Here is a 22335-nt window from a genome sequence, read left to right on the forward strand (position 1 = left end):
CCCCCCCCCGCGGCCCCCCCCCCCCCCCCGGGGCCCCGGGGGGGGCCCCCCGCCCCCCCGCCCCCCCCGGGCCGCCCGGCGAGGGCCACCGAGCCCGTGTTCAGCTGAGCACGTTGTAGGTGTTCCAGCCGCCGCCGATCCTGGTGCGGGCCGCGTAGGGAGCGGACGTACTGCCCGTCCCGCGATACAGCCACAGGACGCCGCCACTGTCGCGGGCGACCAGGTCCGGCTTGCCGTCACCTGTCAGGTCACCGGCCGAGGTCAACGAGCTGTAGGTGTTCCAGCCGCCGCCGATCTTCGTGCGGGCCGCGTAGGGAGCGGACGCACTGCCCGTTCCCCGGTACAGCCACAGGACGCCGCCACTGTCGCGGGCGACCAGGTCCGGCTTGCCGTCACCTGTCAGGTCACCGGCCGACGTCAACGAGCCATACGCGTTCCAGCCGCCGCCGACCCGCGTGCGGGCTGCGAACGGAGCGGACGCACTGCCCGTCCCGCGGTACAGCCACAGGACGCCCGCACTGTCCCGGGCGACCAGGTCGGACTTGCCGTCACCCGTCAGATCACCGGCCGACGCCAGCGAGCTATAGGTGTTCCAGCCGCCGCCGACCCGCGTGCGGGCTGCGAACGGAGCGGATGCGCTGCCCGTTCCCCGGTACAGCCAGAGCACGCCTGCACTGTCGCGGGCCAGCAGGTCCGGCTTGCCGTCACCTGTCAGGTCACCGGCCGAGGTCAACGAGCCGTACGCGTTCCAGCCGCCGCCGACCCGTGTACGGGCCGCGAACGGAGCGGACGTGCTGCCCGTGCCCCGGTACAGCCACAGGATGCCCGCACTGTCGCGGGCCAGCAGGTCCGATTTGCCGTCACCGGTCAGATCACCGGGGCTGGAAGTGCGGGCGGGGATGACCCAGGCGGGACGTCCGTTGCCCTGCACGTCATCGCTCGTGATCGCTGTGCCCGGGCCCCCGGCAGCGGTGGCGGAATGGACGGTGAGACGCATGTCCGTGCCGCCGGCGAGGTAGGCGAGCTGGTTGCCGTCGGGCGACCAGGACGGGTAGATCACTCCGCCGGAGTCGTCCGTGATCTGGGTCTCCTGGCCGCTGGCCAGGTCGCGTACGAATACCTGGGGCCCGCTCGACGCCGCCTGCCGGGTGAAGGCGAGCTTGGTGCCGTCGGGCGAGTACGCGGGCTGGAGGCCCGAGGTCAGCGGGGTGGGCGTACCGCCCTGGCGCGGGTCGTAGACCTGGATGGTGCCGCCGCGGAGGAAGGCCAGCATGCCGTCCGGGGCGACCGAGGGCTGGCCGTCGAACACGTACGGCTGGTCGGGCAGCACGTAGTCGAGTCCGCTGCCGTCGAGGTTGACCTTCATCAGCCGGCGGCGGTCGTGGCCGGGCTTGGACTGGAAGCCCAGGTAGAGCATGTCGCCGTTCGGGCCCCAGGCGAGCTGGTCCACCCACCCGTCGGGGTCCTGGACGTCCATGACGACGGGCCGTGCCCCGCTGCCGTCGGGGTCGGCGACCCAGATGTCCCCGAACCCGTCCTCGCTGATGAACGCCAGGTGCCGCCCGTCGGGCGAGAAGACCGGGCTGACGTACTTGCCCCGCGGCAGTCCGTCTCCGGTCGGCACCAGGGTCCGCCGGTCGGAACCGTCGGCGTTCATCGACACCAGAGAAAACGTCAGCACGCCGTCGACGGTCGCCGATTCCGTGTACACGATGCGCTGCTGCGGCTCCGCCGCCCGCGCCTCGGTCGCGGAACCCGCGACCCCGGCCCCTCCCAGTGCCAGCACGGCCGCGGCGAGGCCCGCACTCATGTACCGCCGAAGGACAATTCTTGCCCGCATGGATCCCCCCAGGATCGCCGTGACGGCGGCAACGCCGCGCTTCGCAGGGCTCCGGCCGTCCGAGGAGGGCACCCTACCCAAGGGGTCGGACAGAGTGGGTCGCTGGGTGGCCAGGGCCCGCTCGAGGGAGTCGAGCATCGTCACGATGTCGTCGACGATCCGGTGAACGGGCACCGGGATGGCCTCCTGGACGATGTCCTGCGCCAGCAAATCCTCACGGGGCAACTGGGACCCGGCGACCAGGTGCCGCCTTCTCGCGTCCTGGAAGAGGACTACGGGATCGCCAACATGACCGCCCGCGTCGCTGTGCGAGTCCTGCGCGACGAAGGCCTCGTCCACACCGTCCACGGCCTGGGCACCTTCGTCACCAACCCCCTCCCCGTAGCCCGAGCCGCAACCGCGGACGCCGGTCGGACCCACATGCCGACGGAGGAATACGCCGAACTTCTGCGCCGCATCGACCAGATCACCGACGTCCAGGACGCCCTGCTGCGCCTGTTCGAACAGGCAGCCCGTCTCGCCGAACAGCCGGCAGCACAGGGGACGGCACCGGAGGCGAGCCCAGTACCTCGACGGCCCTCGGCAGCGGCATCACGCTGACACGGCGGCCCGGAGCGGGGGCGACCCGGGCGGCGAAGGCCGCCCTCGCCCGTCCCGTAGCCGTTCGCCGAGAAAGAGGCAGGGCCCGCCGCTTGCCCACGCACCGCCATAGGGTGCCGTGCATGGCCCGTTCCTGGACACGACTGCACGAGCACCTCGGTGTGCCGCCCGGCCCCCTGGACTTCGACATGGTCGCCAAGGCTGCTGCCGACCGCCTGGCGGAGTCCGACGACCTGGACTGGAAGGAACCCCTTCCCCAGCCCCCGCGCGAGGGACGGTGGAACGAACTGGCCAAGGACGTCGCCGCGATGGCCAACACCCGCGGCGGACTGATCATCTTCGGGGTGCAGGACACCACGTGCGAGCTGACCGGCATCGACCCGGCCGCGGTGAACCCTGAGCAGTACGCCCAGTGGATCCGCAACCACGTCCACCCCTACCTGTCCGGCCTCACCTTCACGACCCTCACCTCTCCCGACCGCACCCACAGCGTGCTGGTAGCCGACGTCCCGGCCAGCCCCATGGCCCCGCACCTGGTCTACGGCACCGCCGCCCGCGACAAGGACCAGCAGGCCGCCGTCGCTCCCTACCGCGACCGCGACCACACCGCGTGGATGGCCGAGCACCAGCTCGAACGCGCCTACCGCGACCGCTTCACACGCGCCGCGCAGACCGACGACACCCTCCGCCAGCTCGTCGACCACACCCGGCAGACAGTGACCCAGCAGCAGCGGGAGGCCTCCGCCTGGTTCATCGCAGTCGCCCGGCCCGAACGCCCGCTGCCCCGCTCCGCCACCCGCACGACCCGCGACAGCGCCCGCTTCGTGACCGCCCAGGCCCACAACCGCGCAGCCCAGCACCCCGACAGCCGCCTGAACCCCGCAGCCCTGGCCAGCCTCGCAGGCGTCAGCAACCCGCGCCCCGGCCTGCGCCGCTGGGTGCTCAGCACCCTGGGACTGCGCGCCGGACGCGAGACCTACGCCGAACTCCACGACGACGGGACCGTCGTGCTGGCCGCCAACCTCACCTTCCGAACCTCACGAGACCACTTCCGCGACGACGACCACCTGCCCGCCGGGCTCTTCGTGCACCAGGACACCCTCGACGCCTGCTGCCGCGACCTGTGCATCCTCACCTCACAGCTCGCCCGCCACCTCCGCCTCGACAGCAGCCTGCTGCTCCACGCCACAGTCACCACCGGCCTCCACAAGGCCGTACCGCTGATCCCCGTCACCGTGGACCACCCCGGCTTCACCTCCGTGCCCGACGGCGCCCGGTGCCCGCACACGATCCAGCCCGTCACCGCGAGCCTGCTCCCCGCTGACACCGACGAAGCCCTCCAGAACAGCGCGCAGGAACTGTTCACCGACCTGACCAACCAGTTCGGCCTCGACTGAAGGCTGTCAGCCGCCCGGCCGCCTACGTCCGCCACAGCGGCTCCAGCCTCGCCCGCTTCCGGCGCAGGGGCGTCGTCGGTGCCGCAGGGGGACGGCCCGCCGCCGAGGCGGGGGAGGAGAGCGGGCGCGCTCTTCTCCGCGGCGGCCGCCCGCGCAGCCCGGGCGGACCGGCCGCAGCCAGAGCATCCACTCGCGGCTGGGGTCACTCTCACTGCCCCGGCTCGTTGAGGAGGACGACAGCAATGGCCGAAGACGAGAAGACGCGGGTGAGAGCGATGACGCAGCCGGCCCAGGCACAACAGCCGTTGTGGCGCCGCTACGAGGAGCCGGACGACCGGGGCCTGATCGACGCCGTGTGCGAGGAAGTGCGCCTGCTCGCCGAGCACGGCACCCAAGACCCTGGCCAGACCATCGCTCTGGCGGTCGCGGGGGCTGAAGCAGCCGAAGGGCTCGCGGCCGCGCTGGAGGACCCCTGGGCGCTGTACACGCCGCAGCAGGTCGCAGTGACCGTCTCCGCCCTGTTCACCCAGATCACCGCGGCCGGTACGGCGCTTGAGAAGCTCGACAGGCTCCTGGATGTCATGGCCGAGCGTGGAGACATCGCAGAGCCCGATCACGACGGGGTGGGGGAGGCCGAGCGCCTGTGCACCGCGCAGAGCACACTGGGTGCGGCGGGACAGGAGGCCGTCGGCGCTATCGATGTACGGGCCTGTGAGGAGGCGGTGGACATTCTCATCTCCACGCCCTGCACCGCGGTGATGCCCACCAACACCCACGAGACTCTCACCCAGCTGGCCGGCCTGCTCGGCGACAGCGCCACCCTCATCCCCGGCTGCCGTCCGCCCCATGGCACGCACTCTGCCCACCAGGACTTTCAGGACGGCTGCGGCTGCCACATCGAACTGACCAGCCGCGACAATGCCGCCTGGACACTGCAACGTTCGGACGCAGCCTGGTACCTCATGCCCCCGGCCAGCCCTCACGACGGCGGCAGTGACCTTTCCGGGATGGAACTCTCCATGACCGAGACCTGTCCCCACCCCCGCCACTTCGCGCTGCTGCTCCACCGCGCCCTGGACACGGCCGCCTGACCGCGGGGTCTATCTCGTCGTGCCGCCGCACGAACCGCCCGGCCCCAGCACACCCGGCGCTGCCGCCCGCGCAGGCCAGGAGCGCGGCCGCCGCTGTCCATCCGGCCGGGGGAGTTGTCGCTCTCCGTCGGCCAGCCGGCCTGGTGGATGACGGCTACTGGTCGGGGTGGACGGCTTGGACGCCGGTGCCCGCGTACGCCTTCGGCGTCAGCGTGAGGAGGAACCGGCCGCTGGGGTGGGCGGGGGAGGGGCGGGCGGCGTGGATGGCGTGGACGGCGGCCCAGGAGTGCCCGAACCGCAGCAGCTCGGTGGCGGTGACCGCGGCGTCGGTGTCGAACGCCTCGATCCGGATGAACCGCAGCCCCTTGATGTAGCCGAGCAAGCCCGGCCGCTCGGCGTCGCCGGCCGTCAGGGAGAGCACCGGCGCGTACAGGTCGCCGAGTCCTCCGGAGGCCTGCACGTAGAACGCGGCGACGGCCTCGTTGAACGGGTCCTTCGGGTCGTACAGTGCCGCGGCTGTCGTGTGGTCCAGGACGACCGCGATTCCCGCCACTACGCGGCCGCCCGCGGGCTGTGCGTAGCGCCGCCCAGGCGCTCCAGCAGCGCCCGGGCCTTCGCCTCGGCCTCCGGGCTCGGCGCGCTGCCGAGGGCGGAGGTGAGCTCGGCACGGGCCAGCTCGGCACGCTCGGCGTACTCGGCCTGCGTGGGCGTGCTCTGCGCGAGGTCCTCTACCAGGCTGCGGATGGTGGTGCCGTGCTCGGCCGCCAGCTGGGCGAGCCGGTCCCGCGCGGCCGTGCTCACCTTGATGCTCGTCTCGTCTGCTGCCATGTTCCTCACTTTACCGCGTTCCTCTACTGTTGGTAGAGGAACGAGTGGCGGGCCCGTAGGCGTCCCTGCGTGCACGCACTATGCGGGGTCGAGGCACGCCCTCTGCGCACACCCGGTACGCGAAATGCGCGCTTGAAGTGCGGGCTCAGGGCCCGGTGGTGCTGCATCAATGGGCCGCCTGGACCCGGCGCTGCTGGGGAAGGCCCGGGTCCGCTCGGCCTGTGCTCTCGGCAGTAAATGGTCGGGCTCGCGCCACACCGGACGTCGGACCAGCGTGCTGGCCGTGTGTCCGGCCCGTACCGCGAGGAAGATGGACGTAGGGCTCCCGTCCCGTGTAACCCCCGAGCCGGGACGGGAGCCTTCAGCCGCAGGTGGCCTACCTGAGTCCGGTGGCACACGGCACCATGCTCTCCATGAGGGATCAGCGAGCTGAAGAATTCGCGCGGTGCGCCGTCGTGCTGGCCGCGGAGCTGCGCGAGACACGGCACGAGCGTGCCGTAGCCGCCGACCTCGAGAAACAAGCGGACCCGTTCGCCGCTCCTGCTCCGACAGGTGATGATCCCTTCGCTCCGTGGATGGCCGGCCGGGAGGGCGTCTTCGATCAGGCGCTGTCCAACGCCGTGGCCGCGATCGTCGCTTCGGAGTGGCCGGGAGAGGAGTTGGACCGCAATGGACGTGTCCGGTCGGCCAGCGCGCTGCTCAGGCTGATCGAGGAACACGTGCCTGCCACGGACGGCATCGTCCTTGTCCCTGACAAGGATCTGATGCCGGAGATCCCCCAAGGCGCCACGGACTCGCTCTTCCAGGCGCCGCGATTCTCGTCGCACACCCGGATCGATGTGCGCACGCTCCAGGACGGGATCGAGGCCAGTCAGGCAGCCCGCCACGGCCGCGGTGCCGGAGGTTTGCAGCGTAGCCATATCGAGGCCCTGCTGGCCCTCGACGGTCACCGGAGCCTCGGCGTGATCGGAGAAGAACAGCAGGACCGGATCCAGCGGCTCGCGCAGGAAGAGGACACGGCCTCCCAGAAACGAGCTGTCGAATACCTCGAACACATCGGCGGGGAAGAAGCCGCCCGGCGCGCCGAGAACGTGACCAACCCCAACGCCTACCACCCGAAGCACAACCCCGGCGGACACGACCTCGACACCTGCCCCGTCTGCGGGCACGAGACGTTCTGCGTCGAGGGCCTCGACCCGGTCTTTGGCCGGGTGGGGTACGGACAGTGCCTGGTGTGCACCTACATCCGCACCCCGGGCGCCGCAGAGGACGAGGCATTCACCGAACATCTCCGGTCGATGGACGACGAGTAATGCCATCAGGCACGCCGAGCCGCGTCCCTTCGGCTGCCAGCCCTCACACCGCACCCGAACCGGGGCCCGGCAGACCGGTGCCGCAGCACCGTGACCCCGGCGGGACGACTGTCGTTGTCCTGGCTGGTGCCGCCTCTTTGCCCGCGCTGTGACGGTGCCCGGCCGAGTGCCGCGTCAGCCCACGACCGACGCGGACAGGTAGGCCCCAGACGCGCCGCGTCACTCACAGCGCCCCGCCGTGGCGGCACCGGCCGCCCAGCAGGCGCCGGATCGTGGGACCGGCCGCAAGGGACGGCACGACCATGACCCCCACCTACCCCCGTAAACGACCCCAGCGGCGCAGCGAAATCCCCCACGGCCCGCAGCAGACCACGGGCCTGCAACAGATCCGCGACATCCTGCCGCCCGCACCCGAACCCCGCACGGTCGAGCCCGCCCCGCGCCCGGCGGGCCAGGAGGTGCCACCGGAGCTGCTGGCCCTGGTGGCCCACCACTGCCGCCGCATCAACGCCTACCTCGCCCGAGCCCAGCACCTGCAGACCCTGCACGGCGATGACATGAGGCAGTGGCAGCGCCTGGTCCTGTACGCCCTGACCGACGCCCTCGCCCACAACCACCTGCTGGTCGGCACCCTCGCCGCCTACCTCCAGCGCCAGGACCTCGCCCCAGATCTGCTGCGCCGCTACCTGCAATCCCCGGACACCGACCGCTACATCACCCGCGAGGCCGTCGAGCACCTCGACGGCCTCACCGGCGCCGTGCCGGAGGAAGCGGCCGAGCCGGTCTGGACCGCCATCGGCAGACGGATCGCCCGCGACGGCGGCTGACGACCCTCTCCCAGGCCACACGGCCGCACGGGACGACTCCCGCCCGCATCCAACAGCGAGGCCATCGGCAGTGCACGGCCTCAGCGGGGTTCGGTGAAGCCGGGCAGCTCCAGCGGCACGGGAGTCCATCCGCTACCGGGTGCGGCATCGCGCAGCAGGTGCCGGAAGCACTCGCCGCCGACGGGCCGTACGGTGACGTCGCAGCCTTCGCCGCGCCCGGCCCCCAGCGCGGCCAGCGCCCGCCGGCCGTCTTCCGTCTCGACGGTGACGTGAGGGTGGTAGAAGTGCACCGGGCCCAGCTCCAGGTGCCTTCCGGCGAGGGTGAGAGCGAACGCGGCGATACTGCCCCGCACGGCGTGGGGCTCGCCGCTGAGCAGGGACCGCAGCGTGGGGGAGCCCTGCCCGTTCAGGGTGAAGCGGGCTCGGGTCAGGAACGGGGAGGCCACGCAGTGCCCCTGGATGAGCAGGCGCGCCATGCGCAGGGCGATCCGGTCGGCCGGGGTGAGTTCGTCCGGAATGGGAAAGTACTGCTCGCAGTGGCGCTGCACCGCCTCCAGATCCTCGATGTAGCTGCGCAGCTGGGCCGCCTCCTGGCGCGCAGCCTCGGGGCGCGGCGGCAGTTCGCCGCCGCCGATGACCCCGGCGCTCGCCCGGACCTCGAAGGCACCGCCAGCCGCGATGCGCTCATAGATCCGCAGCAGACGCAGCCCGGCCGCGGGCTCCAGCTTCTCCAGCGAAAACGTGAACCGCAGCGAAGCCGAAGCACCGGACGCCGCAGGGATCATCAATTCCAGGCTGCCACCCGCCAGATCCACCCTGACGGACCGGCCTACACTGCCCCGCCCCACATGTGCCAGCGTCCCCGGGTAGCAGGCGGTGACGTGCTCGCCGTCGAGGAAGGCCACCTCCACCGCCGTCTCGGCCAGGGGAACCTTGTCCGCCGGCTGCCACCGCACCTCGACGTCCCGGTGTTCCCCGGACAGCCACTCCGGCCCGCTGACCGTCAGGCTCTCCACCGCCCCGCGCGGCAGAACCACTTCCTCCGGCAGCCCGAAACCCAGGCTGCGCCGCACGGCCTGGGCCAGGTCGGGCGTCAGAGGGCCGTTGCCCGTCAGGGTGATTTCCACGGGGGAGACCTCGTGCGCCCGCGGGTGCTTTGCCCGCAGCGTGTGCACCACCGTCTTGCCCTGGCGGGCGAAGTCCACCGTCCAGTGGTCGTCCAGCCCGTCGGCCTGACGTCCCAGCGCCGTCACCCGGGCGCTCACATCCCGCACCCCGTCCATGAGCAGCGCCCGCTCCTGCCCGTAGACCTTCGCCGCCTCGAACAGCTGATCCCGGGTGAAGGAGGCTTCCAGGTCGGCGTGTGTGGCCAGCAGCCCGTCCAGCTTGGCCCGGTCCCACACCTCGACCCGTACTGCCTGTCCGGCCGCCAGCGAGGTGACGAACTCCCGCTCCGCCGTGGTCAGGGTGCACGGCACCACCAAGATCCACTCCCAGGGCTGGTGCTGCACGGCCCGCGTGAACGACTGCCTGATCGACTTGCGGCGCCCTTTGTGCGCCGTGGTCGGGAAACCGTCCGGGTAGTACTTCAACTGGAAGATCCGCACCCGCGACCCGTGGGTGACCTTGATGTCGATGCCGTCGTCCCCGCCGCGCCCGTTCACCGCCTCCACGCGCGCGGATGCGTCATACATGCGCTGTACCAGCGCTTCGACGATCCGGTCGAAGCCCGGCTGTCCGACCCGGTCCCACTCCACCGCCACAACGGCCCCCTGCCCTCGCAGACACCCCAAGCGATGATCCCACCCGGCACTGACACCCTCGCCGGCGCTACGCCTCGCGCCCATGACGGGCCGAACCGCTCAGGCCAGGTGGCACCGCCGCACCCCCCGGGCCGGGGCGGGCGGAGCGCCGGTTCACAGCGTCGGCTTCTGGTGCCGTGCGAGGAGTTCGGTGCAAAACCCGGCCTGTTGCCTGGATCGGCGCCAACGCGACTCCCTCGCGGTGGAGGCGGACGGCCTTCTACTCTTCGTACGGCTCGTGGGCGGGGACCTGTCCGTCGGTGCGCCGGTGCCGGACGCCGGTGAGCGCGACGATCCGGTGGACGGGCACCGGGATGGCCGGGTGGCCGCCCGTGGGGGAGAACCCCACTCGGCCGGTGCCGGGCGCGTAGGAGGTCACCGTGCCGTACAGCCGGTGCAGCACGGTCTCGTCACGCATTCCGCACTCGACGTCCAGGCACAGCGTCCAGTCCGTGGGCCAGTGGACGGGCAGGTTCTCCATCTCGGCGGCTGCGGGGCCGGGGTGCTCGTCGTCGGGACCCAGCTGTACGTGCCGACGACCAGGTCGTTGTACACCTCCATCGAGTCGGGCCCGCTGTAGGCGCCCCGTCGCCCGAGCTGGGCAGCGCGCCACACCGCCCGGGCCGTCGTCACCATGGCCGTGGGCCTGGCGCCCGCCCCGTCGCCCTCGGCGTCCGCCGGCAGATAGGGATAGGCACCGCGCAGCAGCGCCAGCACGTCCCGCTCATCCGGCCCGGTGCTGCCCGCCACAAGCTCCGGCCCGAGCGTGATCCGCTGCCGGTCATCGAGAGTGTGGCCGGCGGCGTGCCGGGCGGCGAAGCGGGGGACGGCGAGCACGACAGCGTGGCCGGGCTCGACGCCGTAGCCGACGCGGCGGCCACCGAACGGGACGGCGGGCCCGTGCTGCTCATACTGGGCCAGGTAGGCCAGTTCCGCATCCTGCTTGCGGTTCAGCGGCCAGCCGCTCACCAGCAACAGCTGCCGCCCGGTGCCGGCGTCACCCGTGGCCGCCCCCAATGCTTCCTCCAGCCTGTCGCAGCAGTCCGCCACGTACTGCTGCCACCGGTGCTCGAACTCCGCGTCAGCCCACTGCGCGGGAGAAGCAAACCCGGCACCCGCCACGAGGGCCGGCACCGGCAGCGCCGTCACATCACGCACCCGCGCCCCGCCCCAGACTTCTTTCACCGCCCGCATGGCCGCCGTACGCGCCGCTTCGGCACCGCCGCCCTGGTCCCGGACACCGCTCCACGCCCGCCGGACGGCCGCCCACACGTCGAACGGCTGCGCCCACCGGGACTGCAGCACCACGGCCGCCAACTCCTTTGCTGCGCCGACGCCTGGCCGAGCCCTGCTCCTGAGTGGTCCCGCACGGTCACCGGCGCCGCCTTGCCGTGACCGTACCCCCGTCCACCCGCGCCCCGCGGACGCTTGCCGGCGCGGCGCACTGGCGGACCCGGTGCCCGCCAGTAACCCCCTTGCTCGCCTGGGTAACCTCGGCCCCCATCTCGGCCACCAGCTCCGGCTGGCGCTCGCGCCGCTTCTCGCGGGCCAGCTCACCCGCATCCACTCGCGCGCCCTGATGGCGACAACCGTGGCCAGGAGGGCAATCACCCGCTCGGGCACCAGCCTGACCGGCCATCTGTCCGGCCCTGTCTTCGGGGGACCATATGGCCGGGGTGGTGGGAGGCGAGGCAGCGCTCCGCCCTCCGGTGCGCCGCCATCCCGGCTCGGTGCCCGGGACAAAGCAGGAGACAACGGCAACAGCCACCAGGCAGGCTTGCCGCATGCGCCTGCTCTCCTCGCCCGTTCTCGGCTGCGCCGCTGAGATCGCCAAGAACGTGTTCTCCAAGTCCGACCTGAGACTGCTCCTGATGAAGGCCGGGATCGACGGCTACGCCCCCCGATCCCCGTACAGCAAACAGGACTTGATTACCGACACGATGTACGAGGCCAAGCGCAAAGCCGCGCCCAGCGACTCGGCCGCGCGCCAGGGGCTCGCGGAGTTCGTCCGACTGGTCGCCGAACGCGTGGCCCCTGCCGATCCGTACGCCGTCCTCCCGGACACCCCCTTCTGGCAGCTGCGCGAGGCCCTCCGCGCCGACGGCTTCGACCTGCGCACCGACTACACCCCGACGGGAGAGCTAACGAGTGTTCGTCTGCTGCCCCTGGACGAGCCGAAGGCTCCGCTCAGTGACCAGATCACGGCACTGGAGGCCGACTTCGACCGGCTCGGGATGACGGTGGCGAAGAACCTCTACCGGCAGGCGGTGGACAACCTCGTGGAACAGCGCTTCGAAGCGGCAAACGGGCAAATGCGCTCCACATTCGAGGCCGTCATCGTCCACGTCGCCACGAGCCGGAACTTCACCTCCACCAAGCAGGGCGACGGAGGCCCCGCCCTGGCGTACCTGATCGATCAGGGTCACCTTCCTGAACGGAACGGCGGGGCTTTCATCAGAGGGCTGTGGTGGATCACCCACACCAACGGCCCTCACCCGGGTACGTCGGACGCCGGGGAGGCGTACTTCCGGGTTCAGGCGATCACGAGTGCGGTCCGCTACCTGATCGACCGGTTCATGCCCCGGCAGTGACGATGAACGGAACCACCCGGTGCCGCTGCTTCAGCGACCGCTGCCGGCCCGTGGTGAGACCGGGCACCGCTGTCCTCCCGAAACTGGGCCGGACACGGATGACAAGCTCGGCCCCGAGCCCAGGCCCCGGGGAGGACACTCGTTCACACGACCGGCTTCTTGTGCCGCGTGAGGAGTTCGGTGAAGAAGTCCGTGAGGAGCTGCTCGCTACCCGGGCTGGTCAGTTCCCATCCGCCGAAGCGGTAGGCCTCATCCAGCCAGCCTAAGCCGACGGTCCTCGGCGACCATCTCGGAGTACAGCCGCGGATCAGCGGCGTACGTGGAGCGTCCGGTGCCGGGCGAGCGGTGCTGCTCCCGGCGGGAGCAGCACCGGGTCTTCGTGCTGCCAGGTCGCGGCAGGCCAGACCCGGGTCAACGCGACCGATCGTGTCGGTCTGCCGCCGGGCGGCTGGTGGTTACTGGTCGGGGTGGACGGCTTGGACGCCGGTGCCGGCGTAGGCCTTCGGTGTGAGGGTCATCGCCGTGAGCGACGCGACGGAACCACAGCCGCAGCCCACTCCGCCGCGGGTGTACTCCTCCTGCCTGGCGGCCGACACCAAGCCGATGCCTGTGGGTGACGACCCGTGCGACGGCCGTTGAAGAGCCACTGAGTGACTGTCCCCCGCAGGACGGCGACTGAGGCCCCTGCCTGCCCGCGCCCCTGCCTGCCCGCGCCCGCCGCCGAGGCGGCGGGCGCGAAGGCTCAGCACAATCAGGAGCCGGCCGAGCACTACGTGGGCCCAGGCCCAGCGCCGAGAGCGCCAGGCCCAGGGTGCGCCAGGGCTCGGGGTGGGCGCACGCACCTTGGCCCGGGAGGGACCTCGTGGCCGTGCGCAGCGTGGTCAGCCGTCGCGGCGGCGCAGGGCACGGAGCCCGACGTCGTACGCCATCGTGCCGAGGGCGAGGACCACGAGCGGCCACACGAGCAGGGATGCTTCCGGGATGGCGCCGTGGACCAGGGCCGCGCCGACGCTGCCGCTGCCGCTGCCGCTGCCGGTGCCGGTGCCGAGTACCGCGGTGCAGGCCGGAATGCTCGGCAGGGCGATCCGCAACACCACCTCCCGGCGGCAGGCCGGGCGGGCTGCGACAGCGGCAGGGGTGCTCATCGGCCGCTCATCGTGGCCGCCTCGGCCGCGGGCGAGCTGCCGGTGATGCGCCCAGCAAGCCGCTTCACCTTCCGGCGGACCCTTTCGCCCTGCCTCTCCGGCTCCGCAGCACCTGCGGCCATGGCCGCTTCGGCCCAGGTGGTGACCCCACGGGCGCCGAGAGCGAGAGTCACCGCTCGCTCGGCCGGGGAGAGGGCCTTCAGAATCTCGATCAGGCGCGAGTCCTCGAAGCCGGTCTCGAAGCCGGGGCCGACGGCGGCTTGTCCGCAGACCAGGTCGTACAGGGTCAGCCCGTCGCCGAGCGGGGTGTCAAGCAGCAGCAGCCGCGACTGGTTGACCTTGCGGCGCCAGACCGGGGTGAGTTGCCGGTGGATGACACTGGCCTGTGACCTCAGCATGTCCAAGGCATCAGGGGTGAGGTGCCCTTGGTCGTAGAGAGAGTCCGCCCAGTTGCCGAGCAGGGCGGTGGAGACCGGCTCGTTCCATCCGCTCCACCTCCCCAGCACCTCCGCCGTGAAGGAGTGAATCGTGGGTCCGTCGCCGGCGAGCGCGGCCTCGCGGGCGCTCAGCGCCTGGATCACCTCGGGTACCGGGATGTTCAGAGCCCGGAACCCCGACTCAATGGTCTGGTTGGCAGGGTGGCCGGCCTTGAGTACCGCCATACCGGTCGTGGTGGTGATCAGCGTGGGAGGGGCGACACGGTCGAACGGCTCCGGAAGGTCGAACGTGCCGTCCATGTCGAGGGCGATACTCCCGTCCTCCCGGAGAGTCACGGTATCGCCGGCGCTCCCGCTCCACTGGGCCGGGAACAAGGCCATGACTGCGGCGCCGGTATTGGACTCGTAGTTGAACTGGCTGATCCGCTCCGTCAGATCGTTCTGGACGGAGCAGTCATCCTCGACCATGGTGTAACTGGGCGTCGGGTCCTCGGTGGCCATGGGTGCCTCCTTGTCGTGGAAAATCCTTCTCCTCTCGGTCCCGCCGCGGACCCGATCCGACACGCACCCCCCGAATCATCCTGTGATACACATCACAGCTCGCGGAGGCGGCGAGCCAGCAGCAACAGCCGACGGGCATGAATGTCGCCAAACCCGCGCTCGCTTCCGTGCCCGAGAACCCTGCATCGGCGCACAGTAACCACAGTGGCTTCTGCGCCCTCGCCCATTCCAGTCCGAGCGGGGACCGGTGGACGTTTCCAGGTAGTCGGCGAGCCAGTCGCTCTTTGCCCTCACCACGGGGAGGGAGGGCGAGTCCACGAGTTGGTCGTCGACCGGGGGCGCCCCGCACGCGGTCGCTCAGAGCGTGAGCACCGGGCGGGTGGAGAAGTTGTCGTACAGGCCCTCACCGTCGGGTCCGTACGCGAACTCGGCCATGTCGGGGTTGCGGTTGGTGGTCGCCAGGGGGAGCCAGGCCAGCAGGTGGCCGTAGCCCCCGCACACCGACTCGCCTCCGTCGCCGCCGTGGACCGCGGTGACATCGCTGGTCAGCTCGGCGCGGTAGGTGTCGTAGGCGATGTGCAGGCCGAAGGCGTTCAGCTCGTTGTGCGGGCCGGTGTCGTCCCCGTAGGGGATGCGGTCGAGAGGACAGTCGTCGCCCCACCGGAACAGGGTGCCCGCCCCGGCGCCGCAGGCGTGTTCCCACTCGTCAGGGCTCGGCATCCGCACACCACGGGCGGAGAGGACAGCCGGTATGTCGGCCGGGGGTTCGGTCAGAGTCTCGTCCTCCACGGCCATGAGGACGGTGTCCAGGTGGACGCTGCGGGGAGCGCTGAGTATCCGCTCGAGGTGGGTCCGCAGATCCGGCCCGTAGCCGTAACCCTGCTTCCGGCTCTCGGCGTAGTCGGCCGCCTGCTGCGCGGTCGGCTGCCAGGTGTTGAGGTCGAAGCCCAGGGACACCCGGCCTCCGGGTATCAGCGCGAACTCCTGCCCGCCCCGTTCGACCAGGGCGCGGTGCAGCGGGGCGCCGAGGTGTTCGGTGGCTTCGACGTGTGAGAGCCGGCCGCCCACGTGGTCAGCGGCCTTCTGGGCGATCCGCCGGGCGGTGACCTCGTCGAAGGTCCGCCACAGGTCGAAAGTGAGATCAGCGAGCGACATGGCCGGCAGTGTGGCACGCGGCACTGACACAGCACCGAAAGACGAAAGCCACCAGGTACAGACACCGCCAACCAGGCACGCGGGGAACCAGTTACTGGGTGGCCCTGCCGATGCCTTGCCCAGGCCCACTGACCGAGCACGCCAGCAGCGCCTCTGCCCGCTCTCGGTTGCGGTGCCGCTTAGCCGGATGTCTCCCAGGCGGTGGTGAACAGCGCACATTCGAGGAGGTCGGGGGCCGCGCCGGACGGCCAGCTGTCATCTGCGGCCAGATGGTCGGCGGCGGCGTGCATGAAGGAGAGGTAGACCCGGTAGCGGTGGGGCGACCAGTTCCCGTCCGACCACACCCAGGCAGCGATCGAGCCGTCCACGTCATGGCCGCTGTCACGGCCGACGACAGCGGCCAGCTGCCGCAGACGCCTGGACAGCACGCGGTCGAGGATGAGCGGCCGCGGTCCGCGGGCGGGCGGCATGGCGATACCGGTGAAGTAGAGGAACTTGGTGAAGAAGGCCGGCCCGAGCCCGGGAACCTGCCCCTGGAGCGCCGCGTACGCCTGAGGTGCCCCGTGCTCGTGTAATGCGGTGACCGCGGCGGCCAGTGCCGCGTCGAGGCCGTCGAAGGCCAGGATCTTGTGGAGGGTCGACGGTCCGCTGCCGCCGGGGGTGCCGCGTTTTCCCTTGCCCCACACATAGGTGGCGACCAGCGCCTCCCGGAACGCCTCCCGCCGCAGCGCGTCGGCGACGGCCGAGGCCACCTCCGCCCGGCTGACCGCAGCGTCACCGCCTGCGGAGGTGGGCGCCAGCGCCTTGGGCCACGGGGTGATCTGCGCCCACCGGCCGGGCGTGTACCGGATCGTGTGCGCGCCGGGTGTCCCGTCCGCGTAAGCAGCCGCATTCGTCTCCCACCAGCGGCCCAGCGCCCGTACAACGGGACGGGGCAGCAGGTGTGCGGCCATCTCGCGGTCCACCGCGTCCGCGCGGTCCTGGCGGCCCCGCCCGTCCTGCCCGTGCTGTCCGTTCATGAGCCGCTCCCTGCCTGACGTGCCGCCGAGTCGGGGGAGGATGCGGCCGATTCCTGCGATTCGGGCTGCATTGGTACGCCCCCACCCGGCATGAGCTCGGCGGCTGCCTGTTCCAGTTCCTGCCGGCGAAGCTCGCCGCCCTCGATCAGGTACGTGTCGGGCAAGGGCCGCGCAGGCAGCCCCCAGGTGCGGGCCCGGGTCCGTACGCCGATGTCGCGGCTGACGACGACCACCTCCGCAGGAGCGACGGCTTGGTGCAGACGCAGTGCCGAGGCCACCAACTCGTCGTCCGGCACAGCAAGGCGTGCGTGTCCAGGCTCATCGTCCGCGATGAACACGCAGGTTCCGTCGTCCGTGATCGCCTTCTCCGGCCCCGCTTCCAGCACCGACTCCAGCAGCCGGAACACCCCGCGCGCCCGCCGGGAGATCTTCTTGTCCCCGGTCTGGTAGCTCTTGGTGTCGATCTCGTCGACCACGACATGCGGCACCATGACCGCGGTGCCCTTCCCGAACACCTTCTGCCAGGGGACCTTGTCGAACCGCATGAAGTGCAGCGTGGTGTTCGTATCCAGCACCGCGTAACGCACGGCACCGGCACGCCCGTACCGCTCCTGCATGGCACGCACCCGGTTGGCCACAGATCTGAAGTAGTCCTGAAGCTCGACGATTTCCGCGTACATCATCAGCCGGGCCTCGTCCAGCGGCGCGGTGAGGATCGCCCGGTAACGGCCCGCACGGAGCTGTCCTGCGATCGCCCGGTCGGTGAACCGCCGGTTGAGCTCCTCGGCGGCTTTCCAGGTCCACTCGTCGTACCGCGCGCGCACGGCCCGCATCTCGACCTTGGCATCCGCGCCCGTTCTCATCATGGGAGGGATCCGGGTGGAGACGTCGTTCATGCTTCCGGCCACGAGATCGTTATCCAGGAAATTGATCGCCTCGGCGCAGGTCGTTCCGGCTCTCAGCATGTCCTTGTTCTCTCCCCCCGATGGGACTCGGTGCGCCCCATCGGGCCCATCCTGCCAGCGGCCGGCATCTGAACCCCGTTCGAGTCGGGCAGCGCCCCCCAGGGGGTGAAGGGCGCGCTGCGGAAGATCAGCGCATCCGCTCAAAAGCGCGTGTGTCGGGGGGACGAGAGCCGACGCAGACCGTTGTCGGGGAGGCGGGGGCGCAGGGCAGCCTCAGGCGGGTGTCGACGCTGGAAGAGCTGCGCGTTGCCCTCGGGGTAGCGGGTGTAGAACGCGTCGTCTTCGGCGAAGAGCAGGTCGTAGGTGAAGAAGACGGGATCGACGTCCGCGGGCAGGGCGGCGCCGTTGCGCCGGACGTGTTGAGCGACGACCTGGGTGACGCCGATGGTGAGGGCGGTCTCGACCTCGTCGGCGGACATGGAGTCGAGCAGGTTCCTGAACCGGGGGCTGATCTTGTCGGTGTAGTGGGTCATCCGCGGTGGGGGTGCAGGGGTCACGCGTACTCCCCGGACGGCGGTGAAGCGGTTGTAGGCCTCGGCGTACAGGCGCTGTTGTGCCGGGCTGACGCCGCAGGCGGTCAGGTACGTGACGAGCTGCTCGAGGCTGGCGGGCAGGCCCTTGCGGTGCACGATCCGCCAGGCGGTGGTGGGCGGCAGCGGCGGCCGGTGGGGAACCCCTCGGCTGAGCTCGCGCAGGGAGGGTGCGCCGGCCCGCTCGTACTCCGCGGCCAGCGCGGCACCGAGGTCGTCCTCGCTGTGGATGAGGGCAGGTTTGGGCGCGTTGAGAGAGCGGAGCCGGCCGCGCTGCTCGGTGCGGCCGCGGTTGCGCAGCAGTCGGGCCCTGGTCTGGTCGGGAGCACTGGCCCGGCACGCTCGTAGATAGGCGTCAAGGACGGCGGGAGAGGGCGCCGCTGCGCCGGACTCGGCGCGCTGGACGGTGCCTCGGGAGATGCTGGCGGCCTGGGCCAGGGCGCGCTGGGTCAGTCGAGCGGCCCGGCGCAGGCCTGCGAGATGCTCGGCGAGGGCCGTGAAGGGGCTGTCCGGGGAGTTGGTGAAGGGGGAACGGGTCACGGCCTTCACTACCTACCCGCGGAGGACCGCACGGCGGCCTCGATGAGGACCGTCACCAGGCGGCGGCCGCCGCCGGCCGCGGTGAGGGTGGCCGCGCCGATCGCCCCCAGGCCACCCAGCAGTGCGAAGACGATGCTGAGCTGGGTGCCAGCGAGGAACAGGCCGCTGCCCAGCCCCAGGACGGCGACCAGCAGGATCAACGCGTGCGTGGGACCGAAGCGTCCGGCCGCGCCACAGCCACAGGCCGGGGCCGCTGTGGCGGGGCGGGGAACAGGGGCATTGTTCATGGTGCAGGGGGATCCGTCCTGACGGGGCCTGCCGGCGGACGCGCCGGGACCGAATTCTGGTCGCAAGGTGGCGCAGCTCAGGGGCAGTTGGCCCTGCCCCGTGGTGCGGGCTGCGCGGACTCACAGCCTTCCACGCCCGACCTCAGCGCGCCTCGTCTCCGTGGGCGCTTTGCCCGATATGGGAAATCGTAGCCTCACTGGTGTTCCGCACCAGCCACAGAATCTGCAAAGCACCTGTCCCGCGCAACCAGGCCTGCAAGCGACGAAGGGAACGGATGCCACGCCTGCGGCAGCCCACCTTTTGTTCCAGCAGACTTGCGGCCTAGACCCCTTCACCAAGACAGTGCTCCCCATACGCCTCCGACAGCTCTTGCGGTTGGTCGCCTCCTGACAGCTCCTGGTCGCAAGCCCAAAACCGCTTCAGGACCCCAGGCAGGCGCGTTGGCCCGCGCCCGCCGACACGAAAGTCGGCACCGTCACCGGTGCCGACTTCCGCGTGAGTTCCCGAATCGGGCCGCCCCTCGGCCCGGCACGTGCGACGAATCTGCGCGCGGCCTCCCGCCGAAGTTTCATACGGCCCGCCCCTGCTCCGCCTGCACGGCCGCGGAGTGTCAGTGCTGCGCCGTAGCGTTGTGGCCCATGAACTTCCAGTACATACCGCCGGTTCCGGCAGAGCAGATCCGGCAGCTGCCCACGCGGGATGTCGCACTCCTTCTCCTGCAGCACCTCGCTACCGGGACCGGATATCTGCAGTACGCGAGCACCATGAACTCGGCTCGGCAGGCATTTCAGGAAGAGCCGGATGCGGCCGCGCTCGTGAACCGGCTGTCCGACGCTTGGTGCTGGCTGGAGGCTCAGGCGCTCCTGGCCCGCGAGCCCAGCCAGTCCGAGGCCTTCCGCCGGATCTCCCGCGACGGCAGGGACCTGGCGAAGGACCCGCAGGGCATCACGCGGTTCGAGGCCCGCGAACGACTGTCCGGCCCGCTCCACCCGGATCTGGAGGGTACGGTGCGCACCAACTTCGACTTGGGTGACTACGAGACGGCGTGCTTCGCCGCGATGAAGGCGGTCGAGGTCGCCGTCCGCGACGCCGCCGGACTCGACAACTCGCTGGTCGGCGTGAAGCTGATGCGAGAAGCGTTCCGGCCGCACGAGAACGGCAAGGCCGGCGGCGCGCTCGCCGATGCGGAGGCTGAGGGCGGCGAGCAGGCGGCCACCGCGAACCTGTTCGCCGGCGCCATGGGCGCCTACAAGAACCCTGCCAGCCACCGCACCGTCAACTTCGACGACCCGATCGAGGCGGCAGAGATCATCCAGTTCGCCGACCTCTTGCTGCGCCAGGTCGAGCGGGCCAAGCGCCGCCAGACCGTGCCAACGACGTAGACCCGGGCCGGACTGGACACCAACCCCGGCCGGCCCTACACGGGCTCCTCACAACTCGCATCCGCTCGCTTCCGCGCCATTGCGGTCTGCTCGCGCAGAGTGCGGGTCCACGCGTCCATGAAACCGGCCGCGCCGGTCTCGTCGCCGGGGATCTGGAAGAGGGCCGAGTCGGCGGCGAGCTGCTCCATGAGCGTCTCGTAGAGCCCGTCGAAGAGCGGATCGAGGCCGATGGCCAGGCCCTGGGCGAAGTGCCTGGGGGAGGAACTCAGGGCGATGACGTGGTCCAGGATGGGGAACACACCCAGCTCGTCGATCTTCGCCCGCAGCGCGGCCAGCGCCGGAGTGTCCGGCATGAACAGGGCGTGCATCGCGTGCAACCCGTAGAACATCCGCAGCCCGAGCAGCACCGTCCGGGCCCGCAGCAACTGCTCATCGCTGGCCTGCTGAACCGGCTCCAGCACGTCCGCGCGCTGCTGGAGCAGCCCCCAGTCCACCGGCGGACCTTCCCCGCGCTCAGCCGCGCCCAGCATCTGTGTCCAGTCCTCGGCCGTCAGCCCGAACAGGGCGAAGGCGCCGAACGCCTCGGCCAGCGCATCCCCGCCCACCTCCTGCGCCCCCAGGCCGATCGCCGCGACCAGGTGCACCACCTCCTTGAAGTCCGGCCCGTCCGGCACGTCCACGTCTTTATCGGCCTCAAGCGCCGCGCGCACCGTGGCGGGGTCCGCAGACCCGCGGTACGGATGTGCCGCCAGTAGCCGGCCGGCGACCTCATACAGCGCATCGGCGGCCTCTTCACCCGCCCCCGCCGCACCGCGTGCGAGCTCCAAGAGCCGATGCGACACCGTGCCCCGCAGCACCCAGACCACAGCCTCCCGCACCGCCGCCAGCGGCGGCTCCGGCACCCGCACCGTCCCCGGCTGCGCAGCCGCGCCCGCCTCGGCGAACCACTCCAGCACCGCCAGCCGCCGATCCCGCCCCTGGCGAAGATGACGCGCCAGCACCGCCGCGCTCTCCACCACCACCGGATCGACCGCGTCCACCACCGACCCCCGGCCCCGCCCGAGACCTCGCCGCCGATGCCGCGGCAGTAGTCCCGCCCGCCGCCAGCTCTCCAACTGGCTTGCCGTCACCGTCACTCCACGCGCGGCCAGTTCACGGACCACCTGCAGATCAGCCGGACTCGGCGCTCCTCGTGCCATGCCCACCATTACAACCCCGAGAGGTGCAACTTTCTGCGGACTTGCGGTTCTGGCTCACTGCTCTCGGCACCACCCAGACATCCGCCAACCCCAGACAGCAGGCCCGCCATGACCCCAGAGCACCGAAACCGCATCCGAACCAAGGCCGCCGCCGGCCTCGCCACCGCGCTGCTCACCCTCCTCATCGCCAGCGCCCTCCACCACCGCGGCCACGCGGCGAGCATCCTGCTCGTCCTCACAGCCGCGCTGGGCGTAACCACCGCCACCCTCGCCCTCGCCGCGGCCTTCGCCCCCACCACCGCCACCCGCACAGCCGCCCGCCACACCCTCGACCTCCTGCTGCGCCTCGTGCCCTGGTACACACCCCGAGACTGACGACACGAACGGCAGTATCAGCCTGGATGTCTGTGCAGCGAACCGGAACTGACATCACCACACCCACTCGCGCACCCCGCTGCGCAACCATCCCGATCTCCACGCCGAGAGGCACCAGCCCCAAATCCGGATCCATCGGAAATTTTTTCACCGAAGGCAACGACCGGCCCCACCTCCCACCCCCGTAGCCAGCCGCCCGCGCATGCGGGCCAAGTCCGGGAGCGCAGCGAACGGACCCTCAAGGCTCCCTCTAGGAGCGCAGCGACGAGGGAGCCACCGGCTCGAAGCGAAGCGGAGAGCCGGAAGGGCACTCACCCAAACTGCGGATATGACCAAAGTTCTGACGGAAGGAAACACAGGGCTCGGAGCGCAGCGCAGAGCCCACTCCTCGCAACGCGAGGAGCTTCACTTCGTCACCTGCACGCAGTGCGGGGCTTCGCTCCAACTCCCGCGCGCAGCGCGGGAGTTCCCTGGAAGCCTGCGCAGCAGGCTTTTACCCGCTCCGCGGGG

22 protein-coding genes are annotated in these 22335 nt (G+C 71.0%); 8 read left to right on the forward strand and 14 right to left on the reverse strand.

From position 1 onward, the window contains the following. Positions 1–100 precede the first annotated feature (100 nt). Positions 101–2188, reverse strand: coding sequence for an FG-GAP-like repeat-containing protein (locus tag ACGFYH_RS34565; RefSeq protein WP_393807122.1), 2088 nt, complete (start codon positions 2186–2188; stop codon positions 101–103). Between ACGFYH_RS34565 and ACGFYH_RS34570 the strand changes: the two genes are divergently transcribed. The 3 genes from ACGFYH_RS34570 (at position 2084) to ACGFYH_RS34580 (ending at position 4928) form a co-directional block, all read left to right on the forward strand. Beyond that, positions 2084–2440, forward strand: coding sequence for a hypothetical protein (locus ACGFYH_RS34570; protein WP_393807123.1), 357 nt, complete (start codon positions 2084–2086; stop codon positions 2438–2440). The two genes, ACGFYH_RS34565 and ACGFYH_RS34570, sit on opposite strands and share 105 nt — an antisense overlap. A 122-nt stretch (positions 2441–2562) precedes the next feature. Beyond that, positions 2563–3837, forward strand: coding sequence for a helix-turn-helix domain-containing protein (locus ACGFYH_RS34575; RefSeq protein WP_393807124.1), 1275 nt, complete (start codon positions 2563–2565; stop codon positions 3835–3837). A 242-nt stretch (positions 3838–4079) separates the two neighbouring features. Further along, on the forward strand, positions 4080–4928 hold the full coding sequence (locus ACGFYH_RS34580) for a hypothetical protein (RefSeq protein WP_393807125.1): 849 nt from the start codon (positions 4080–4082) through the stop codon (positions 4926–4928). Between the two features lie 154 nt (positions 4929–5082). Here the strand turns inward: ACGFYH_RS34580 and ACGFYH_RS34585 are convergent, their stop codons facing one another. Beyond that, positions 5083–5481, reverse strand: a complete 399-nt coding sequence (locus ACGFYH_RS34585) for a hypothetical protein (protein ID WP_393807126.1) — start codon at positions 5479–5481, stop codon at positions 5083–5085. Beyond that, a complete protein-coding gene (locus ACGFYH_RS34590; protein WP_225625763.1) occupies positions 5481–5756 on the reverse strand; it encodes a hypothetical protein in 276 nt (91 codons plus the stop codon). The genes ACGFYH_RS34585 and ACGFYH_RS34590 overlap by 1 nt, the downstream gene beginning before the upstream one ends. A gap of 371 nt (positions 5757–6127) precedes the next feature. Between ACGFYH_RS34590 and ACGFYH_RS34595 the strand changes: the two genes are divergently transcribed. Both ACGFYH_RS34595 and ACGFYH_RS34600 read left to right on the forward strand, forming a co-directional pair. Beyond that, complete coding sequence (locus ACGFYH_RS34595; protein WP_393807127.1) at positions 6128–7069, forward strand: hypothetical protein; 942 nt, start codon at positions 6128–6130, stop codon at positions 7067–7069. Positions 7070–7371: 302 nt separating this feature from the next. Next, the gene (locus tag ACGFYH_RS34600; RefSeq protein ID WP_393807128.1) at positions 7372–7896 is read left to right on the forward strand and encodes a hypothetical protein; all 525 of its coding nucleotides are present in this window, start codon (positions 7372–7374) and stop codon (positions 7894–7896) included. Positions 7897–7976: 80 nt separating this feature from the next. Here the strand turns inward: ACGFYH_RS34600 and ACGFYH_RS34605 are convergent, their stop codons facing one another. The 3 genes from ACGFYH_RS34605 to ACGFYH_RS34615 form a co-directional block, all read right to left on the reverse strand. Next, positions 7977–9659 carry a hypothetical protein gene (locus ACGFYH_RS34605; protein ID WP_393807129.1) on the reverse strand — a complete coding sequence of 561 codons (1683 nt, stop codon included), beginning with the start codon at positions 9657–9659 and terminating at the stop codon, positions 7977–7979. 259 nt (positions 9660–9918) lie between these two features. Then, positions 9919–10116, reverse strand: coding sequence for a hypothetical protein (locus tag ACGFYH_RS34610; RefSeq protein WP_393807130.1), 198 nt, complete (start codon positions 10114–10116; stop codon positions 9919–9921). Further along, positions 10074–11006 carry a hypothetical protein gene (locus ACGFYH_RS34615; protein WP_393807131.1) on the reverse strand — a complete coding sequence of 311 codons (933 nt, stop codon included), beginning with the start codon at positions 11004–11006 and terminating at the stop codon, positions 10074–10076. The genes ACGFYH_RS34610 and ACGFYH_RS34615 overlap by 43 nt, the downstream gene beginning before the upstream one ends. Positions 11007–11482: 476 nt before the next feature. Here ACGFYH_RS34615 and ACGFYH_RS34620 point away from each other — a divergent pair, with 476 nt between their 5' ends. Then, entirely contained in the window at positions 11483–12289 is an 807-nt protein-coding gene (locus ACGFYH_RS34620) for a hypothetical protein (protein WP_393807132.1), read from the forward strand. A gap of 881 nt (positions 12290–13170) precedes the next feature. Here the strand turns inward: ACGFYH_RS34620 and ACGFYH_RS34625 are convergent. From ACGFYH_RS34625 to ACGFYH_RS34655, 7 genes are all read right to left on the reverse strand, one after another. After that, a complete protein-coding gene (locus ACGFYH_RS34625; protein ID WP_393807133.1) occupies positions 13171–13434 on the reverse strand; it encodes a hypothetical protein in 264 nt (87 codons plus the stop codon). Beyond that, positions 13431–14372: a hypothetical protein gene (locus ACGFYH_RS34630; RefSeq protein ID WP_393807134.1), complete on the reverse strand. Its 942-nt coding sequence runs from the start codon at positions 14370–14372 to the stop codon at positions 13431–13433. Before ACGFYH_RS34630 ends, ACGFYH_RS34625 begins: the two co-directional genes overlap by 4 nt. Before the next feature lie 357 nt (positions 14373–14729). Continuing rightward, a complete protein-coding gene (locus ACGFYH_RS34635; protein ID WP_393807135.1) occupies positions 14730–15527 on the reverse strand; it encodes a hypothetical protein in 798 nt (265 codons plus the stop codon). 179 nt (positions 15528–15706) lie between these two features. Further along, positions 15707–16546, reverse strand: a complete 840-nt coding sequence (locus ACGFYH_RS34640; protein WP_393807136.1) for a hypothetical protein — start codon at positions 16544–16546, stop codon at positions 15707–15709. After that, positions 16543–17511 (reverse strand): PIN domain-containing protein, encoded by a 969-nt coding sequence (locus tag ACGFYH_RS34645; RefSeq protein WP_393807137.1) that lies wholly within the window; start codon positions 17509–17511, stop codon positions 16543–16545. The genes ACGFYH_RS34640 and ACGFYH_RS34645 overlap by 4 nt, the downstream gene beginning before the upstream one ends. A gap of 140 nt (positions 17512–17651) precedes the next feature. After that, positions 17652–18581: a helix-turn-helix domain-containing protein gene (locus tag ACGFYH_RS34650; protein WP_393807138.1), complete on the reverse strand. Its 930-nt coding sequence runs from the start codon at positions 18579–18581 to the stop codon at positions 17652–17654. An 8-nt stretch (positions 18582–18589) separates the two neighbouring features. Beyond that, positions 18590–18868 carry a hypothetical protein gene (locus ACGFYH_RS34655; RefSeq protein WP_331753524.1) on the reverse strand — a complete coding sequence of 93 codons (279 nt, stop codon included), beginning with the start codon at positions 18866–18868 and terminating at the stop codon, positions 18590–18592. Positions 18869–19507: 639 nt separating this feature from the next. Here ACGFYH_RS34655 and ACGFYH_RS34660 point away from each other — a divergent pair. Beyond that, on the forward strand, positions 19508–20251 hold the full coding sequence (locus tag ACGFYH_RS34660) for a TIGR02391 family protein (RefSeq protein ID WP_393807139.1): 744 nt from the start codon (positions 19508–19510) through the stop codon (positions 20249–20251). A 35-nt stretch (positions 20252–20286) separates the two neighbouring features. Here the strand turns inward: ACGFYH_RS34660 and ACGFYH_RS34665 are convergent, their stop codons facing one another. Beyond that, a complete protein-coding gene (locus ACGFYH_RS34665) occupies positions 20287–21291 on the reverse strand; it encodes a hypothetical protein (RefSeq protein ID WP_393807140.1) in 1005 nt (334 codons plus the stop codon). A gap of 267 nt (positions 21292–21558) precedes the next feature. Between ACGFYH_RS34665 and ACGFYH_RS34670 the strand changes: the two genes are divergently transcribed. After that, positions 21559–21825, forward strand: coding sequence for a hypothetical protein (locus ACGFYH_RS34670; protein ID WP_393807141.1), 267 nt, complete (start codon positions 21559–21561; stop codon positions 21823–21825). The last annotated feature ends 510 nt before the right edge of the window (positions 21826–22335 follow it).

Origin of the sequence: Streptomyces sp. NPDC048392, from assembly GCF_043200575.1 — a bacterium.
In the GTDB taxonomy this organism is placed as follows: domain Bacteria; phylum Actinomycetota; class Actinomycetes; order Streptomycetales; family Streptomycetaceae; genus Streptomyces.